This is a genomic window from Paenibacillus contaminans (genome assembly GCF_003285015.1).
GTDB lineage: Bacteria > Bacillota > Bacilli > Paenibacillales > NBRC-103111 > Paenibacillus_V > Paenibacillus_V contaminans.
Map to the genome: position 1 here is coordinate 107,299 of NZ_QMFB01000007.1, position 19,183 is coordinate 126,481.

The 19,183-nt window shown below is 55.4% G+C and carries 15 protein-coding genes; 13 read left to right on the plus strand and 2 right to left on the minus strand.

Features of this window, described 5'->3' with window-relative positions; genetic code table 11:
- Positions 1-28: 28 nt before the first annotated feature.
- Positions 29-889, minus strand: a complete 861-nt coding sequence (locus DQG23_RS14025; RefSeq protein ID WP_146762306.1) for a YheC/YheD family protein — start codon at positions 887-889, stop codon at positions 29-31.
- Between the two features lie 253 nt (positions 890-1,142).
- Here DQG23_RS14025 and DQG23_RS14030 point away from each other — a divergent pair, with 253 nt between their 5' ends.
- From DQG23_RS14030 to DQG23_RS14040, 3 genes are all read left to right on the plus strand, one after another.
- Entirely contained in the window at positions 1,143-2,363 is a 1,221-nt protein-coding gene (locus DQG23_RS14030; RefSeq protein ID WP_113031488.1) for a phenylacetate--CoA ligase family protein, read from the plus strand.
- Positions 2,364-2,450: 87 nt separating this feature from the next.
- A complete protein-coding gene (gene sbnA / locus DQG23_RS14035; protein WP_113031489.1) occupies positions 2,451-3,413 on the plus strand; it encodes a 2,3-diaminopropionate biosynthesis protein SbnA in 963 nt (320 codons plus the stop codon).
- Positions 3,414-3,473: 60 nt separating this feature from the next.
- Positions 3,474-4,439 carry a 2,3-diaminopropionate biosynthesis protein SbnB gene (locus DQG23_RS14040; RefSeq protein WP_238177888.1) on the plus strand — a complete coding sequence of 322 codons (966 nt, stop codon included), beginning with the start codon at positions 3,474-3,476 and terminating at the stop codon, positions 4,437-4,439.
- 111 nt (positions 4,440-4,550) lie between these two features.
- Here DQG23_RS14040 and DQG23_RS14045 read toward each other — a convergent pair whose 3' ends face one another.
- Positions 4,551-5,795, minus strand: coding sequence for an MFS transporter (locus DQG23_RS14045; protein WP_113031491.1), 1,245 nt, complete (start codon positions 5,793-5,795; stop codon positions 4,551-4,553).
- Positions 5,796-6,040: 245 nt separating this feature from the next.
- On the opposite strand from DQG23_RS14045, the gene DQG23_RS14050 reads away from it, so the two are divergent.
- From DQG23_RS14050 to DQG23_RS43425, 10 genes are all read left to right on the plus strand, one after another.
- Positions 6,041-6,679, plus strand: coding sequence for a GDSL-type esterase/lipase family protein (locus tag DQG23_RS14050; protein WP_113031492.1), 639 nt, complete (start codon positions 6,041-6,043; stop codon positions 6,677-6,679).
- Positions 6,680-6,989: 310 nt separating this feature from the next.
- Positions 6,990-7,766, plus strand: a complete 777-nt coding sequence (locus tag DQG23_RS14055; protein ID WP_113031493.1) for an electron transfer flavoprotein subunit beta/FixA family protein — start codon at positions 6,990-6,992, stop codon at positions 7,764-7,766.
- A gap of 128 nt (positions 7,767-7,894) precedes the next feature.
- Positions 7,895-8,875 carry an electron transfer flavoprotein subunit alpha/FixB family protein gene (locus tag DQG23_RS14060; protein WP_113031494.1) on the plus strand — a complete coding sequence of 327 codons (981 nt, stop codon included), beginning with the start codon at positions 7,895-7,897 and terminating at the stop codon, positions 8,873-8,875.
- 44 nt (positions 8,876-8,919) lie between these two features.
- On the plus strand, positions 8,920-10,812 hold the full coding sequence (locus DQG23_RS14065) for an AMP-binding protein (RefSeq protein ID WP_113031495.1): 1,893 nt from the start codon (positions 8,920-8,922) through the stop codon (positions 10,810-10,812).
- Positions 10,813-10,860: 48 nt separating this feature from the next.
- Positions 10,861-13,236, plus strand: a complete 2,376-nt coding sequence (locus DQG23_RS14070; RefSeq protein WP_113031496.1) for a 3-hydroxyacyl-CoA dehydrogenase/enoyl-CoA hydratase family protein — start codon at positions 10,861-10,863, stop codon at positions 13,234-13,236.
- Between the two features lie 38 nt (positions 13,237-13,274).
- Positions 13,275-14,453: an acetyl-CoA C-acyltransferase gene (locus DQG23_RS14075; protein WP_113031497.1), complete on the plus strand. Its 1,179-nt coding sequence runs from the start codon at positions 13,275-13,277 to the stop codon at positions 14,451-14,453.
- Positions 14,454-14,525: 72 nt separating this feature from the next.
- Positions 14,526-16,304, plus strand: a complete 1,779-nt coding sequence (locus tag DQG23_RS14080) for an acyl-CoA dehydrogenase family protein (RefSeq protein ID WP_113031498.1) — start codon at positions 14,526-14,528, stop codon at positions 16,302-16,304.
- A 53-nt stretch (positions 16,305-16,357) separates the two neighbouring features.
- The gene (locus DQG23_RS14085) at positions 16,358-16,774 is read left to right on the plus strand and encodes a PaaI family thioesterase (RefSeq protein ID WP_113031499.1); all 417 of its coding nucleotides are present in this window, start codon (positions 16,358-16,360) and stop codon (positions 16,772-16,774) included.
- A 155-nt stretch (positions 16,775-16,929) separates the two neighbouring features.
- Positions 16,930-19,005, plus strand: coding sequence for a (Fe-S)-binding protein (locus DQG23_RS14090; RefSeq protein ID WP_113031665.1), 2,076 nt, complete (start codon positions 16,930-16,932; stop codon positions 19,003-19,005).
- Positions 19,002-19,124, plus strand: a complete 123-nt coding sequence (locus DQG23_RS43425; protein WP_272949046.1) for a hypothetical protein — start codon at positions 19,002-19,004, stop codon at positions 19,122-19,124. The genes DQG23_RS14090 and DQG23_RS43425 overlap by 4 nt, the downstream gene beginning before the upstream one ends.
- Positions 19,125-19,183 lie beyond the last annotated feature (59 nt).

The window sequence follows — 19,183 nt, forward strand, 5'->3', positions numbered from 1 at the left end:
TTTTTTTCGGGCAAAACTCGAAGCCGGTTCATCTCCGTCTGACAGCTTTACGCCGCACTGCCGGGTTGCCGCGTCCCGCCCTTTTTACTTTAGCCGCCGGTTTGTTGTCTTGTTCGGGATAAATATTGTAAGTAAGCTTGCGTCCGTAAGCCAAGGAATAACGCATAATTTTGCGCACGATTCGTTTGTCCTTGAGCTCGCGAAACATTTTGGAGACGGGACTCATGTTGACTTCCAATATCCATGGCTTCAAGCCGGCGTCCAATCCGATGTCCAGTCCGCTTTCCTTTATGTTCGGATATTGCGTCGACAATTGTTTGACGGTCAGCAAACCGGCCCGGTTCATTTTATCGTTCAGCTCCCGAAGCTTCTTGCCCTTCGCATAACGGCTCAGCGCTTGTCTGACTGTCATGACCGTCCCGCCGTTCGAACGGTTGGTGACGATTTTACCCGGCTGCGCGACGCGGCAGATCAAGCCGGTCGCTTCCCATTGTCCGCGCGGATTCATTTGAATCATGACGCGCACGTCCAGCGGATTTTTACCGTATTTCAACAGCTCGATGCCGCGTTGAGCCAAATACGGCTTGCCGTTTATTCGGGACTTTAAGAACGAAATCAATGCGTTGAATGTGGTTAAGCTCCGTTTGTCAAGCCCGGCGTGGCAGTAGTAGCTCCGCGCTCCTTTTTTCTCTAGCCGCATGACGCCTTGTCCGCCGGTGCCTACCTCCGGCTTGACGTATACCGATTTGTATTTGTTCAGCATGTAAGCGAGCGATGTGCGTGTCAGTTTTTTCGTTTCGGGGATATAGTCGCGAAGTACGGGATGACGGAGCATAACCTCCGTTTTCCGCCATTTGTTCGGGTCGTTGCGTCTTAAATCTTTGGCCACCAAGGTTCCCCCTCCAATTCCAGTCCGCGGACGGCTTCAGCATATCGTATGATGACATGCCATCGATTGCATGCGTGACTGCCTAACGAAGCGCGGAAGTTAACCGGATGAAGCCGGAACGGGAGGCCCATTTCAACCTGGTATGTCGACAAACGGGCTGCTGCTGCGGTTCTTTTCGGTTGGCGTTCGCATAAATTCTAAGAGGTTGCAGGATGGATGAACATGGCAAACGTGAGCTGGAGAGGGGCGAAACATGCAGGCTGCGAACCGATGGGAGCATAAATGGCGTGAGGTTGAAAGGATGTACCCGTGGTACAAGGAGCTGACGAAGGGGAAATCGATCCGCTCGTTAGCCGAGCTTCCGCTATTGACGGCGCCATTGCTGGAAAAGCGGTATTATCGGCAGCAGACTCCGGAAGATCCCGGTATATCGGTATACCGGACTTCGGGTACGAGCGCCAAAGGACGAAAGACCATTTTGTATTCGATCGAGGATGACGATTACTACGTATCGCTCAAACAAATGCTTTTTGCTGAGATTATTAAAGGAGCCGTCATTACGAAGGCTGTTTCCGATATGGGGACCGGCCATGCGGCAAGCACGGCGGACGCGGTTTTTGCCGCGCTCGGCATCGATTGCCGGATCATTCCGTTCGAGCAGCCGCTTGAGAAGCATATCGAAATGTTGTCGACGTATCGGCCGGAGCTGCTTTATACGATGCCCTCCATTTTGGAACGAATCGTACAGGGCTCCGCGGATCCGAAGGTTTACGGCATACGTAAAATCATACTGGTCGGCGAAATCGCAAGCGTTAGATGGATTGCCAACATAGCGGCTGCCTTCGGATTGTCCAAGGAGGATATAACGGACACGTACGGCTCGATCGAGCTCGGGACGATGGCTTATTTTTCGCATACACACGGACGCTATTTACTTGAAGATAATATCATAGCCGAAACGGTGCAGCCTCGGGAGCTCGGTCTATCGATCGAGCCGCTTCGCGAGGACGAAGCCGTTCTTGTGCTGACCTCGTTGAACCGCAAACTTTTTCCGGCGCTTCGATATGTCACTTACGATGTTGTGCGCGGCTTTCGGCCGGCTCCGGAGGACGGTTCGGGAGCCGCCAGCTTTGAAAGTATCGTGAAGCGAGTAGGGACGGAATTCAAACACGGGGAAAAAATGAGCATTTACGATATCGAGGAAGTCGTCGGCGCCATTTTGCCCGATGCGATCGTTCGCGTCAGCGTATCGGGAAATAAGCTTCAAGTTACGGTGAGCAGCGCATTTGCTACCGGGGAGTCGCTCCAGGCGATAAAGGAGGGAATCCGGGAGCAAATTCCGGAAATCGGCCTTATGATCCGGAACGGGCTGCTCGAAGATATAGGGGTCAACGCGTCTCCGTACGGCGAGCCCGGTGAGCGGAAAGGCATCAAGGAAAAAAAACTTCGCTTCGAGGAGCCGGGATCTATGTAAAAATGGAGAAAGGGAATGCCTTACAGCGGACTTTCATTCATAAGGTTCCACTTATATAGACAGTACTTGCAGAGAGGCGGAAGCGGAATGATTTTGAATGAAGGCATATTATCCGCGATCGGCAATACGCCGCTTGTACGGCTGGCGAAGCTTAGCGAGGCATTCCCGTTCACGGTGTACGGCAAGCTTGAGCTGATGAATCCGGGAGGCAGCTCGAAGGACCGGCCGGCGCTTCGAATGATCCGTCACGGCTTGGAGAGCGGACGCATCCGGGCCGGAACGGTGATCGTGGAATCGAGCTCGGGCAACATGGCGATAAGCTTGGCGAAAATATGCTCGTATATCAAACTGCCGCTTATTTGCGTCATCGATCCGAAAACGACCGCGCAAAACCGGCGAATTATCGAAGCCTACGGTGCGCGGATCGAATACGTGAGCGAACCCGATCCGGCCACGGGCGAGTTTCTGCCTGCACGGATCGACCGGGTAAAGCGGCTGCTACGAAACATCGAGAACAGCTACTGGCCGAATCAATATGAGAACGAGCATAATGCACGCAGTCATTACAATACGACGATGAAGGAAATCGACGCCGTGCTGTCGCCTGTCGATTACTTGTTTTGCGCTGTCAGTACATGCGGCACAATACGAGGATGTGCAGAATATGTGCGCGATTTTGGGCTGCCTACGCAGATTGTCGGTGTCGATGCCGTCGGCAGCGCGATTTTTGGAGGGCCTAATGGTAACAGATTGCTTCCCGGGCTCGGCGCAGGCTTCGTGCCGAAGCAGCTGCGGCTCGAGCTGATCGATCATATTATGCACGTGACCGATCTCGAATGCGTGCGAGGCTGCCGCGCCCTCATACGAAGCGAGTCGATTTTGGCTGGAGGGTCGTCGGGGGCGGTCGTTGCGGCTTTGCAGCGGATGAGCGATCGTATAGAGCCGGGCTCTAACGTCGTTCTCATTTTGCCGGACCGAGGAGAACGTTACTTGGACACGGTATATTCGAACGAGTGGGTGAGCAGCAAGTTAGGGGACGTCTCCCTATAACGGCCCGGCCGGCTTGCGTAATGTCAAAACAGCCGCTATTCGATGCTGGAGGGGAAAAGCGTGCTTTATTTGAACGATGAGCATATCGCGGCAATCCGTACGGATTGGTCCGCTTTGATAGACGTTATTCGGCAAGCCGTATATTGCGTGGACAAGGGAGATTTCGCTCAGCCGCTTAAACCCTATCTGCGCTACAGGAATCCGAAAAACCGGATTATTGCGATGCCTGCTTTCGTCGGCGGTCCGTTCGAATCGGCCGGCATCAAATGGATCGCCAGCTTTCCCGAAAACCTGAAGCGCGGGCTGCCGCGCGCCCACAGCGTCGTCGTTCTGAACGATGCGGATACGGGCGTGCCCGTATCCGTCATCAATACGCCGCGATTAAGCGTACTGCGGACCGCAGCGGTGAGCGGACTCGTTATGGAATCGGCCGCAAGCTCCCGGTACACCAAGCTTTTCAATTTAGCCATCATCGGCTGGGGGCCGATCGGCCAGGCGCATTTTCAAATGATGACGTCATGTTTCGGAGATCGCATTCAGAAGATTTTGCTGCATGATGTGAAGCGGTTGAACAAAGGCTCCATCGAAGCCGATTTCGGACCCAAGGTGTTTATTGCGGATACCTGGCAGGAAGCTTACGAGCAGGCCGATGTCATCGTGACCTGTACGGTTGCTTCATCGCGGTACATTACGCGGCCGCCGAAACCTGGCGCGCTGCTGCTGCACGTCTCTTTGCGGGATTACGTGCCGGAGGCGTTAAATACGGTGCGGGCAATTATCGTGGACGACTGGGAGGAAGTTTGCCGCGAGCAAACGGATATCGAGCTGCTGCATAAGGAATACGGGCTCTCGAAAGCGCAAACGCGTTCCATTGCCGACGTCGTCTGCCGAAGGGCGATGGCGGAATGGGGACCGGATGAACCGGTTTTGTTTTGTCCGATGGGATTGTCCGTGTTCGATATCGCGATGGGAAGCCACTACGCCGGATTGGCGCGGCAGAAAGGACTCGGGCAAGAGCTTTTATAAGAATTCGTTCTTTAGCATCGATAGACGAAGAGATTGACGCGAGACAACGAGCCTCAGCGGAGCGGGGCTCGTTGTTTTCTTCTGTGTGAATCCGCCTGCAGGAATCGTCAGTCAGCGGGTTGTTTCCGTTTTCTTCATATTTTCCGTAAATAACGGCCGTACCCAAACCAGAAAATATACATAACTGACGGATATGACAATTGCCGTAAGCAGGAAGGGCAGGGTATAATTTTTGGCCGCCAGGATGATGCCGGTCGCGTAGGAGGCTGCGGATGTGCCCATGCTCCGGAATACGGTGCGCATGCCTGCGAACATGTTCCGCTCCCGTTCGTCCACGCATGACATGGCTTGGCTTTCCGTCATATTGGTGAGCAGCGTAAATCCCCCGCCTCTGACCAGCAAGACCATGCAGAATAGGAATACGGGAAATGCGAAGGACAATAGTATCGTCAGCACGACATTGCAGATATAGACGATGTTGTAAGCGTAGCTTACTCCGGCACGTTCAAGGAGGGCCGGCATGATCAGCGAGCCCGCGAAGGTAAAGAAACCGGCCGCCATCAGCAATAATGATACGGTCGTATCCTGCCATTCCAAGCGGAATTTGACGATCACGTTTAAATACGGTCCGGTTAAGCCGAATGCTGCGCCGGTCAGGAGCGTAAACAAGGCGAGCACCCACACGGTCCGGCTGGGCAGCTTGCTTTTGCGGGAAGCCGTTTCGGCATGTTTTCCCGCAGCTTTCCTACCGGGCTCCGGCTTCGGCTCGGGAGGAAGCAGCAAGCCGCGAAATAAAGCGCCAAGCACATGCATGGCAGCCGCGATGTATAACGTCCATTGATAGATGGACGTGCTGCCTCCAAGCCATTTGGGCAAATAACCGCCGAGCAGCGTGCCGACTCCGACGAATAGCGTAAACACGGCGAACAGCATGCTGAATGCGCGCGTTTCTTCCTTTTGCGATCGGCTGTATTGATAGAGTAATTGAATCTCCGAGGTAACCAGCAACGTAAGGCCGACGGTCAGAATAATTTGCGAAGCGTAAAAAACCGGTACGGTCTCTCCGGCCCCGAATCCCGCATAACCTATCGCCATTAAAAAAATGCCAAGCACAAGCATTCGTTTACGGCCGGCCCAGCCTGCAAGCAAGCCTGCCGGTATTGAAATGAGTCCCATCAATAAAGCGCCGACCGAGGTGATTTCGCCGATCTGCACTTCGTCCAGCTTCATTTCGAGCAGATGCAGGTTCAATACCAGCTGAAAAATGCCGACGCCTAGGCCTAGCAGCGTTTCTGTCATAATAAAGCGGCTGACGCCGGGCGAGAACGTCAGAAGCGGCTTCAAGGTATTCCACATGGTCGACGGCTCCTTCAATTCAAGTTGAGTAGGATGTGAGGATTGAAGCCTTATTTTTTAGCGTGCCGCTTCAAAATGAAATCATATACCGAGGCTATCGGAATTGCAATCTATTAATCGGGGTCTTGCGGTGCAAGGCTTCGGACATATTTTTCGATGATACGAAAAAAAACGTTCTGGGCGAATACCCAATCGGCCCCTTGTTGAATACGATGAAGTAATTCGTGAAACGGGAGCTGGTACTGATGAAGAAAGCGCTGCATTATATCGCCATCGGGGACTCGCTGACGGTCGGGTATGGTGCATCCGCCGGTCAAGGCTTCATTCCGCGCTTCGCAGCGATGGCCGAGGAGCGGCTTGGCCGAAGGGTCGCGGTTGTGAATGTCGGAGTCGTAGGGGCGAAGTCGGATGAAATCATCCAGTTGATTGAGACGGACCGCAGTGTGCGCGAGCAAATCGTCAAATCGCAACTGATCACGGTTACGGCGGGCGGCAACGATTTGCTTGCGGCCGCTAAATCGTTTTTGTACGACGGGCGTTCCGATGAGCTCAAGTCGGCTTTACGGCAATACAACTCCGTATATAAACGCCTCATTGCCGAGCTGAAGCTGCTTAAGCGTCATGCGAGAAGCCCTTATATGATCAGGCTGGTCAACCTGTACAATCCGATTCCGATGGTGCCGGTTGCGGCTTTCTGGATCCAGCAATTCAACAGGCAGCTTATGAAGTTCGAAGACCGGAATATACGCGTTGCGAACGTATTCGAGGCGTTCGAAGGGCGCGAGGAGGAGCTGTTGTACATCGATCACATTCATCCTAACGGAAACGGATATGCGGTAATCGCCGAGCAAGTCCGGCAAACCGGGTTCTTTCCGCTCGAATGAAAGAAAGACGACCGGCCTGCCCCTGCCGCATCAGAGTCAAGAGCGGTTGAAGGCCTATCCCCATTGCCTCCCCCACGCACAAACGTTATGCTGCGCACATAAAATGACCGTCCAGTGAACTTCCGGGCGGTTTTTCTTGTTGGGCGGTGAAGCCGTTCAAGAATGTGCGGGCTTAATCGAATCGCGCCAAAGGGATTGTTTCGGAATGAAGAATGTTGGACATGCCGCCGCCCATACAATGGAATAACCGTAGATCAACCTTGGTTCAAGTATAAGTAACCGATGAATACGGTAGAGGAGGGACGAATCTATGAACATCGTCGTATGCCTCAAGCAAACGCTGGATACGGAAGAACGAGTCGTTATGGGCGAGGGAACGGTCGAGCCGGATGACGGAAAACGTGTCGTAAACCCGTACGACGATTTTGCTTTGGAGGAAGCCATTCGTCTGAAGGAAAAACTGGGCGGAACCGTCACCGTAATTTGTCTCGGTCCTCAGCGCGCGGAAGCGGCCATCCGGACGGCCTTCGCGATCGGGGCGGATGAAGCGGTTTTGATTAATGACGAACGTGTTGCAGGAGACGAATATACGGTGGCGGAAGCTTTGGCTGCGGCTATACGTACCCGGGCAGCATCGGGAAAACCGTTTGATCTTGTCCTTGCCGGGCATATGTCGGTTGACAATGGCGCTTCCCAAGGGGGGCCGCGCATTGCCGAGCTGCTGGGCATCCCGCATGTCGCAGCGGTGACGGAGCTGACGATCGCCGGCAAGGACGTTACGGCACGCTGCGATGTGGAAGGAGACGAGGAAGTCGTGGCCGCCGGCTTGCCGCTCCTAATTACGGCGCAGCAAGGCTTGAACGAGCCGCGTTATCCGACGCTTCCCGGCATCATGAAGGCGAAGAAAAAAACGATCGAGACGCTTACCGCCGAACAAATCGGAATGGCGGCGATTTTGTCGAAAACGGAAGCGAACGAGCGGTTTTTGCCCCCGCCCAAACAGCCCGGCCGGCTCATGAAAGGGGAAATGGCCGCGCAAACAGCCGAGTTGATCCGATTGCTTCGCGAGGAGGCTAAGGTTCTGTAAAGAGTGCGAGGTGACGATCTCTCGGGGAATCGCCATTTATACGCAAATGCCGCTGTTGGCCGGAACCATTCCTAACGGTAAGCGAAGCAATCCGTTTCCTTATACTTCTTTTTGGGGGAGGTGAAGTCGTGGGAAGAAACGTGCTCGTATGGGCTGAGGTAAAGGATGGAACCGTTCGCCGCGTATCGCTCGAGGCGCTAAGTGCGGCAAGAACGATTGCGGGTGCGGACGGTAACGTCGGCGCCGCATGCATAGGGCCTTCTCCGAAAGGTACGGCCGAGCTGCTTGCCGCACATGGAGCGGACCGCATCTATGAAGCGGCCGACCCGTCGCTCGCCGCGTATTCGACGGACGGCTTTACGCAAGCGCTGCTGCAGCTGATTGCCGCGGTATCGCCCGATGCCGTACTGGCGCCGCACTCGGCTCGGGGCAAGGATGTGATGCCGAGAGCGGCTGCTAGGCTGCAATGCGGGATGATCAGCGACTGTATCCAAGTTGCGGCGGTTGAAGGGCGAGCGGTATTCACGAGGCCGATATACGCGGGAAAAGCTTTCGAACGGCGAACGTTCGCAGACGGCATTATGTTTGCGACAATTCGGCCGAACAATATTGCGCCGATCGATCCGGATTTTACGCGGACGCCTGAGCGCATTCATGTTCCGGTCAAGCTTGCCGATTTGCGGACCGTCATCAAGCAGTCGATACGCAAGTCGTCGGGAGGCGTCGATTTAAGCGAAGCGAAGGTGATCGTATCCGGCGGCCGAGGCGTCAAAAGCGAAGCGGGCTTTGCGCCTCTCAGGGAGCTGGCGGAAACGCTCGGAGGCGCGGTCGGCGCATCCCGCGGGGCGTGCGACGCCGGATATTGCGACTATGCGCTGCAGATCGGGCAAACCGGCAAGGTGGTGACGCCCGATTTGTATATCGCCTGCGGCATTTCCGGCGCGATTCAGCATCTGGCGGGCATGTCGGGGTCGAGAATAATCGTCGCCGTCAATAAAGATCCGGAAGCGCCGATATTCCAAGCGGCGGACTATGGCATTGTCGGCGATTTGTTTGAGGTCGTGCCTCTGCTGTCGCAGCAAATTCGCAGTCTTCAAGCAGGCGGGTAACGAGTGAAGACGGGAAGAAAGTCAGCCAGGAGGTGGATCGATTCATGCGTAACGAACCTTGGCATTCGTTCTACGAACATGAAGTCCAGCCGCAGCTTGATTACCCGATCAAACCGCTTACAGCATTGCTGAACGAAGCGGCGGAGAAATATCCGGCGAACGAAGCGCTTTATTTTATCGGCAAAAAAATGACTTATCGCAAGCTGCGCGAGGAGGCATTCCGATTCGCCAATGCGCTTCGTTCGCTCGGCGTCGGCAAAGGCGACCGGGTCGCGCTTATGCTGCCGAACTGTCCGCAATACGTTATCGCTTATTACGGAGCATTGTATGTAGGCGCAGTCATCGTGCAAACGAATCCGTTGTATGTCGAAAGCGAGCTTGAACGGCATTTGAACGACGCAGGCGCGAAGGCGATCGTCTGCCTCGATCTGGTTTATCCAAGGCTGCGGGCGGTCAGAGGATCGGTTCCTTCCTTGGAGCAAGTCGTCGTTACGAGCATCAAGGATTTTTTGCCTTTTCCAAAAAATATGCTGTATCCGTTTGTCCAGAAGCGGAAGGGCACCCCTTTGCCGCAAATCGATGCTCCAGGTGAACGCGTGCATTTTTTTGCAAAGCTTTTGTCCGCCTCGCCAAACGTGCCGATGGAAACCCCTGTCGATCCGCTTAACGATGTGGCGGTGCTCCAGTATACCGGCGGTACTACCGGGACGTCCAAGGGAGCCATGCTGACGCATTATAACTTGGTTGCGAACGCTTTGCAGTGCCGAGCGTGGCTGCACAAGCTGAGAGAAGGGCGCGAAAGCGTGCTGGCCGCCGTTCCTCTTTTTCATGTGTACGGGATGACCGCTTGCATGAACCTGGGCGTGCTGATAGGCGCGAGACTGGTTCTGCTGCCTCGCTTCGAAATCGATCCGATGCTCGACTTGATCCACTCGCAGGAGCCGACGGTATTTCCGGGAGCGCCGACCATGTATATCGCCATAATCAACCATCCCAAGGCCGGCAGTTATAAATTGTCTTCGATCCAATGCTGCATTAGCGGTTCGGCGCCTCTGCCGCAATCCGTACAAACGCAATTCGAGAAGCTTTCCGGCGGACGGCTTGTGGAAGGGTTCGGATTGACGGAAGCGTCGCCCGTTACCCATGTCAACCCGATCTGGGGCAAACGGAAAAACGGCAGCATCGGCTTGCCTTGGCCGGACACGATGTGCAAAATCGTCGAAACGAAGACCGGCGAGGAGCTCCCTCCAGGCGAAGTTGGGGAAATGATCGTAAAGGGGCCGCAGGTGATGCGGGGCTACTGGAACAATCAACGGGAAACGTCGGCTGTTCTGAAGGACGGGTGGCTGTACACCGGCGACCTCGGATATATGGACGAGGAAGGATATTTCTATATTGTCGACCGGAAGAAGGATATGATCAACGCCGGCGGACTGAAGGTGTATCCGCGCGAGGTAGAGGAGGTGCTGTTCGGTCATCCTGCCGTGCAGGAAGCCGCTGTAATCGGCGTATCGGACGCCTATCGCGGCGAGACCGTTAAAGCGTTCATCGTCTGCAAAGCTGGGGTTGACACGAATGAGGCCGAGCTTGACGCGTATTGCCGGGCTAGGCTGGCGTCATACAAAATACCGCGCGTTTATGAGTTTCGCAAGGAATTGCCGAAAACTTTCGTCGGGAAAGTGCTGCGGCGGGTTTTGGCGGACGAAGAGAAGGGACGCATCCCTGAGGAATCGGAAAACGGGACGCCGTCCGGGCAAAAGAATGAAGGCGATCTCCAGGACGGGACTGAAGGGAATGCTCGGCAAACTGGGTCCGACAGCGCGGATAAACGAAAAGAAAATGGAGGGGATGATGAACCGAAGGCCCGTATTCATCAGGAAGAAACGGATAGTGGGCAATCGGGCAAGCCGAAACGAAATGAAGATTTGAAGGAGTAAAGCCGAACGGATTGTAAACATGACAATTCCAGCGAAAAGGGTGATGGCATGAAGCCGACAATACGTAAGGCGGTCGTCCTTGGAGCCGGCGTAATGGGTGCGCAGATCGCCGCTAATTTGGCAGGGGCGGGCGTAGACGTCTATTTGCTGGACCGGCTAGCAGACGATTCTCCGGAACGGGAAGCGGGCTCGGCGCAACGCAGCAGGCTGGCGCAAGCGGGCAAGTTGCAGCTGCTTAAACAGAAGCCGCTGCCATATTACGATGCCGACGATCTGGAACGAATCGCGACCGGTAATTTTACCGATCATCTTCACGCCGCGGGAGAAGCCGATTGGATTATCGAGGCGGTGAGCGAACGGCTCGACGTCAAGCTGGCATTGTTCGCAAAGCTTGCGCAGCATGTGAAAGCCGGCACCATTATTAGCAGCAACACCTCCGGGTTGTCGATCAACCGACTGGCTGAGACGCTGCCGAGCTCGGTTCAGCCGTATTTTCTCGGCGCGCATTTTTTCAACCCGCCCCGGTATATGAAGCTACTTGAGCTTATTCCATCGGCGTCGACCTCGAAGGAAACGATAAAACGGCTGGCCGATTTTGCGGAGCGGCGGCTCGGCAAAGGCATTGTGATCGCAAAGGACAGTCCCAATTTCATTGCGAATCGAATCGGAACCTACGGCATAATGGTGACGCTGGAGGAAATGACGGCTAGAGATTTGTCCGTATCCGCCGTCGATGCTTTGACCGGAACGGCAATCGGAAGGCCCAAAAGCGCCACGTTCCGAACCTTGGACATCGTCGGCCTCGATACGTTCGCACATGTTGCTTCGAATATGTACGATCATGCGATCGACGATGAGGAAAGGGAGATTTTCGCTGTCCCCGAGCTTTTCAATGCGTTGATCCAGCGGAATTGGCTAGGGGAAAAATCGGGGCAAGGCTTCTATAAGGCGATTCAGGGTGTCACCGGCAGCAAGGAAATTTTGCAGTTGGATGCCGGGACGATGAATTACGTCACGAAGGACAAAAAACGTTTCCCGTGTCTTGATACAGCCAGGAACGGCAAAACGCCGGAGGAGAAGCTTGCGGCCATGACAAGCGGGCTGGACCCGGGCTCCGCCTTCGTATGGTCGGTGCTCAAACGTACGCTTCTGTATGCCGCATCCGTCATGCCGGTCATTGCGGATGATCTTGTAAGCGTAGACGACGCCATGCGTTGGGGCTTCAATTGGGAGTGGGGGCCGTTCGAACTTTGGGATAAGCTCGGCTTTGTGAAGACGGCTTTGCGAATGAAGGCGGAAGGCGAACGTTTGCCGGACTGGATAGAACGGCGTTTGGCGGACGGTATGTCCTCTTTTTACGAACGGGGAACATACGTGGGGGACGACGGCGAGAGAAAGCCGCGCAGCGTCCCGCAAGCGCATATTCAGTTAAGCGTTCTGAAAGGGCAGGACAAACGTATCATACGCCAAAACTACGGCGCCAGCCTGATCGATATCGGCGACGATGTAGCCTGTCTAGAGCTGCATTCGCCGAATAATGCGGTCGGTCCCGATATTTTGCAGATGGTTTCCCACTCGATTGCCGAGACGGAACGGAATTACCGCGGATTAGTCATTGCGAGCGAAGGCAAGCATTTTTGTGTCGGAGCGAACTTGATGCTGCTTTTGATGGAAGCGCAGGACGACAATTGGACGGAAATCGAACGCATGATCGCGAGCTTCCAGCAGGCGGGGATGGCGATCAAATATAGTGCGAGGCCGGTTGTTTCGGCTCCGTACGGCATGACTTTGGGAGGAGGCGTCGAGCTGTCGATTCCCGCAGCCCGCGTACAGGCTTCGGCTGAAACTTACATGGGTCTTGTTGAAGCCGGCGTCGGGCTCATACCTGCAGGCGGCGGAACGAAAGAAATGCTTGTGCGAGCGACCGCTGCGGTCGATTTTGACGGGAAAGTTGATTTGCAGCCGTTCGTAAACCGCGTCTTCGAGACGATCGGATTGGCCAAGGTGTCGACAAGCGCAGCGGATGCCAAGCGAATCGGCTACCTTCGCCCGAACGACAATATTTCGTTCAGCCGGGACCGGCAGCTTTACGAGGCGAAACGAACGGTGCTTGCGCTGGATGCGGAAGAATATGTGCCGCCTTCAACCCGGCGTACGCGCGTCGTGGGCGCACCGGGGCTTTCGGCGCTAAAGCTGGGCGTGTATCAAATGCGCTGCGGCGGCATGATCAGCGAGCATGACGCGCTCATCGGAACGAAGCTTGCACATATATTATCGGGAGGCGAGGTGCCGGCAGGCACGTTAGTTGACGAGACCTATTTGCTGGAATTGGAGCGCGAAGCGTTCCTCAGTTTATGCGGGGAACCGAAAAGCCAAGCGCGCATGCAGCACATGCTGCTCAAAGGCAAGCCGCTTCGCAATTAACAAAACCGCTGTGTTTTCAAAGAGAGGAGGATGAGCCGATGAAGGAAGCCGTTATCGTTACGGCGGTTCGCACGCCTGTCGGCAAGGCGTTCAAGGGGGCGCTGCGCAACGTTCGTCCGGACGATTTGGGCGGGCACGTCGTACGCGAAGCGATATCCCGGACGCGGGGCGTAACCGACTCCGATATCGACGACGTCATAATCGGCTGCGCAATGCCGGAGGGCGAGCAAGGCTTGAATATCGGCCGGATTGTTGCGATGAGGGCCGGACTGCCGGACAGCGTCCCCGGTCTGACGGTCAACCGTTTTTGCGCCTCCGGCTTGCAGGCGATCGCATATGCGGCGCAGCAAATTCAAAGCGGCGCAGCCGACACGATTGCGGCGGGCGGAGCGGAGAGCATGAGCTTGATTCCGATGGCGGGCGCCAGACCGCTGCCGAATCCGTATTTGGTCGATTACCGCCCGGAGCTGTACATGGCGATGGGGCATACCGCCGAGCAAGTAGCCAAAAGGTACAGCGTTTCTCGGGCGGACCAGGACCGGTTTGCAGAAAGCAGTCATCGGAAAGCGGCCGCCGCCATAGCAGCCGGCCGATTCCGGGACGAAACGGTTGCCTACATGCTGGAGGAACGCACGCTCGGCGATGACGGCAAGCTGCATGTTCGAAGCGTAAAATTCGATACGGACGAAGGTGTCCGCTCGGATACGAATACGGCGGCGCTTGCGAAGCTTAAGCCGTCGTTCCATCCGCAGGGGTCGGTTACGGCGGGGAACGCTTCGCAGATGAGCGACGGAGCCGCCGCAGCCATCGTCATGTCCAGAGAGAAGGCGGATGAGCTTGGCTTGCGGCCGTTAGCGGCGTTTCGCTCGTTTGGCGTTACCGGAGTAGCGCCTGACGTTATGGGGATCGGACCGATCTCCGCGATTCCGAAGGCGCTGAAGCAAGCGGGCATTACGATTGCTGACGTCGACCTGTTCGAAATCAACGAGGCTTTCGCGGCGCAGTGCTTGCCGATTATCCGTCAACTGGGGATCGATGAAGAGCGTGTCAACGTGAATGGCGGCGCCATCGCGCTTGGCCATCCGCTCGGGTGTACGGGCGCGAAGCTGACGGCGACGCTGCTGCACGAGGGGCGAAGACGCAAAAGCCGATTCGGCGTAGTCAGCATGTGTATCGGAGGGGGGATGGGTGCCGCTGCCGTATTTGAATTCGTGTAAAAAGGATTGAGGCGTGAATTGATTTCACCGCCGGCAAGTAGGGCGGGAGACGCTGAAGGAGGAGGGATTTCGATGGCGGTAAATCCCCATGTCCGTGGAGGGAGCTTTCTGCTCGAAGCAACGGATGCGGCATCCGTATTCACGCCGGAGGACTTTATGGAGGAGCAGCTGATGATCGCCGAGCTGACGGAGCAGTTTGTCGAAGGGGAAGTTCTTCCGCATGATGAACAGCTTGAAAAACAGGATTTTGAACTGACGGTCAAGCTGCTGCGGCAGATGGGAGCGTTAGGCCTGCTGGGCGCAGACATACCTGAGGTTTACGGCGGAACCGATCTTGATAAAATCAGCTCGACCCTTATTACCGAAAAGCTTGTCCGCGCAAGCTCGTTTGCGCTCAGCTTCGGTGCCCACGTAGGCATAGGCAGCTTACCTATCGCTTTATTCGGCAACGAAGACCAGAAGATGCGGTATTTGCCGAAGCTAGTATCCGGTGAAACGATTTCCGCATATTGCTTAACCGAACCTGCATCCGGCTCCGATTCGTTAAATGCGAGGACGACTGCGAAGCTCAATCCGGAAGGTACGCATTACGTGCTGAACGGCGCCAAGCAGTTCATTACGAACGCCGGTTTTGCGGGACTGTTCATCGTTTACGCCAAAATCGACGGGGCGAAGTTTACGGCATTTATTGTGGAAAGAGGTTATTCGGGCGTTTCGACTGGGCCGGAAGAGAAAAAAATGGGGATCAAGGGCTCCTCGACGCGGCCGCTTCTGCTCGAGGATGTGCATGTGCCCGTCGAAAACGTGCTTGGCGAAATCGGCCGCGGGCATGTTATCGCTTTTAACATATTAAACATCGGACGCTTAAAGCTTGCCGCCGGCTGTGCGGGCTCGGCCAAATGGGCGCTGGAGCTGGCCATTCAATACGGCAAGCAGCGGAAGCAGTTCGGCAAGCCGCTGGTCGGGTTTCCGCTTATTCAGAAAAAGCTGGCGGATGTCGCCGTGCGTTCTTATGCTGTGGAAAGCATGGTGTACCGGACCGCGGGTTTGATTGACACGGCGATGAAGCCTCTGGACAAAAATGCGGCGGATTACAGCCGTCTTGTGGCGAAGGCCGTAGAAGAGTATGCGATGGAATGCTCGCTGAACAAGGTTTTTGCGACGGAATGCCTCGACTTCGCTGCCGACGAAGGCGTACAAATACATGGGGGATACGGTTACATTCAAGAATATATGATCGAGCGAATTTATCGCGACTCGAGAATAAACCGGATCTTTGAAGGGACGAACGAGATCAACCGGCTTCTCATCCCGGCGACGCTGCTTCGCAAGGCGATGAAAGGCGAGCTGCCGCTGTTTCAGGCGGCTGAACGGCTGCAGCAGGAGCTTATCGCTTATGTGCCGGTCGTATCGGAGGACGGTTTGCTTGCGCAGGAAACGGAAATGCTCGCCGCGGCGAAAAAAATGTTTTTGATGGCTGGGGGGATGGCTGTCAGCAAGTTCGGTACGGAGCTTGAAGCGGAGCAAGAGGTGCTGGAAGCGCTGGCCAATATGATTATGGAAATCTATGCGGTGGAATCTTCGTTGCTTCGTGCCGTTAAAGTCAGCGAACGCGACGGTGCGGTCAAAGGCGGCTTGAAAGCCATGATGGCGCAAGTGTTCGTTCACGAGTCGTTCGGGCGAATCGAAGCGGCTGCGCGTACGGCGATCGTCGCCATGAGCGACGGTGATAAGCTGCAGACGGAGCTGTCCGTGCTCAAAAAGATGACCCGCTTCAAGCAGGTCAACCTGATATCGCTGAAGCGCAGCATCGCATCCGTCCATATTGCCGCAGGCAAATATGTGACATGACGATTGGCGGACTAGGACGAACCAAATGCCTCGCATGAAAGGAGTCATGCATCATGAATACCGGGAAACCGATGTCTGACGACGAGTGGGAGGCATTGGAGCGTTCCGCAAACGGGACGTTCTGGACCTATTTGGGCTGCAAGCTTGTCGAATGGGACGGCCGTCAAGTCGTCATTACGCTGGACGTTCAGCCTCATCACTTGAACTTAATCGGTATCTTGCACGGGGGCGTCCACTCATCGCTGCTCGATAATGCGATGGGACTCGCTGCCATGGCATCTCGTCCGCAGGAAAAAGTCGTTACTGCGGTCTTGAATGTTCATTTCGTATCCCCGATACGAACGGGACTTGCGACCGTCACGGCAGAGATCGTTCATTCGACCCGCAAAGGCATCACGGCGCAAGGCCGGATTATGGATGCCGACGGCCGCCTCGGCTCGATCGGAACCGGTTCGTTTCGCGTTACTTAAATTTTGGTTGCGGAGTCAGGCGCTAACGGATACACCGACATCGGGAAGGCGGTGCGACAATGAAGCTTTACTTTGTTTCCGCAATGGCGAATTCATTGGCTGCTCTCTATGCGCAATCGGCTCCGGCGGCGGAAGACAGAGGGAGCGGAACGTTTATGGCGATACATTTGGCGGCGGCTGTATTGGTGACGGGTTATGCCATTTTCTTGTTCGCGCACGTCGTATACAGCCGTTATTTATTTATACGATTGGGCAGACCCGGAACGGATGAGATAAAGACGTCATGGAAAAAAAGGCTGAAGCATACGGCTGCTCAGATGTTCGGGCACGGCACGCTGCTGCAGGATTGGCGGAGCGGGGTCATGCATCTTGTTATCTTTTACGGCTTTATCGTGCTTCAGCTCGGCGCTATCGATTTGATCGTGCAGGGTATAAATACGGACTGGCATTTGCCGCTGGGCGGCGTTTATCCGGCTTTCACGCTTAGTCAGGAAATCGTCGTTCTGCTTGTGCTCGCCGCAGTCCTGTATGCCGCATTCCGCAGATACGCGGAAAAGCTGCCGCGCTTAAAGAAGGGGTGGGGACCCGCGATCGTACTGCTGTTCATCGGGGGGCTCATGCTCAGTATTCTTTTCACTCTGGCTGCCAAACGCGTTTGGCTTGGAGAGGCGCCGTCAGGCTATCCGTTCGTTTCGTCGTTCATCGCCTCGCAATTCGAGACATTCGGCGAAACGGCGAACGGCGTTATGTTTTATTCGGGATGGTGGGCGCATCTGCTCATTCTGCTTGCATTCCTCGTATACGTCCCTCAATCGAAGCACGCGCATATTTTGTTTGCACCCGTCAATTTGTTCATTCGCAGCGTCAGCCCTCATGGCCGGCTCGAACCGGTGAATTTGGAAGATGACGATGCGGAGACGTTCGGCGTAAGCAAGATCGAGCAATTTACGCGCAACCAGCTTACGGATTTGTACGCTTGCGTGGAGTGCGGCCGCTGCACCTCGTCGTGTCCGGCGTCGGGTACGGGGAAAATGCTGTCTCCCATGCATTTGATCATTCATATGCGCGATCATTTGACGAATAAAGGAGCGGCGATTACATCCCGTACGCCATGGATGCCCGCTTTTGCGTTCTCGGGCAACGTGGCCAATCGCGTGGCTGCAGAAGCTTCGGCAATGGACGGGGATAAAACGAACGATACCGAGTTTACGCTCGAGCTGCTCGGCGAAACGGTGACGGATCAGGAATTATGGGCTTGTACGACCTGCCGCAATTGCGAAGACCAATGTCCGGTCGCGAACGAGCATGTCAGCTTTATCGTCGACATGCGGCGTTATTTGGTGTTGACGGAAGGCAGCTTGCCTGCCGAAGCGGGGCGAGCGCTCATGAATATCGAGAGGCAGGGCAATCCTTGGGGGCTGAGCAGACAAGATCGGGCGCGCTGGAAAGACGGTCTAGGGGGGGGCGATCCGGCTCCGTCGATTCAGGACGGGAAGCCGTTCGAGTACTTGTTTTATATCGGATCGATGGGAGCATACGACAAGCGCTGTCAGAAAATTACGCGCGCGTTCATCAGAATCATGAACCGAGCCGGCATTTCCTTTGCGGTTCTCGACAATGAGGAGACGAATTCGGGAGATACCGCCAGAAGGCTTGGCAACGAGTTTCTGTATCAGGAGCTAGCGCGCACGAATATCGGAATTTTTAACAAATACAAGGTGCGAAAAATCGTAACGATCGATCCTCATGCCTACAATACGTTCAAAAACGAATATCCGGATTTCGGGCTCGGGCCGGATGTCGAAGTGTATCATCACAGCGAGCTGATCGCGAGCTGGCTGAAGGAGGGGCGCATACGACCGACAATGAAGCTGGCGGAACGGGTAACATACCATGATTCGTGTTATCTTGGCCGCTATAACGGCATTTACGATGCGCCTCGCGATATTTTGTCCGCCGTGCCGGGTATCGACTTGGCCGAGATGGAGAGAACGGGCCGCAACAGCATGTGCTGCGGTGCAGGCGGCGGCCGGATGTGGATGGAAGAAAGCGAAGGCACGCGGGTCAATGTCTCTCGAACGGAGCAGGCGCTCGCCGTCAAGCCGACGATCATCGGCACGGCTTGCCCGTACTGTTTGACGATGATGAGCGACGGGACGAAAACGCTCGAAGCGGACGATCGCGTCCGCACGATGGATATCGCCGAGATCGTGGAAGCGGCTCTCGAATGACATGCTGTTTTATCCGCTCCGGGCAGCCGGGGCTTTTTGTGTTTCGGGTTATCGATATCGAGCTTATTGCGGTATACCGGGGCGAGCGGACGACCGAGGAAGCATCGCGAACATGCTGAGGGAAGGGAAGCGGTTATTAGGCAATCCATAGACGCAAAATGGTGGCATGAAGCGACAG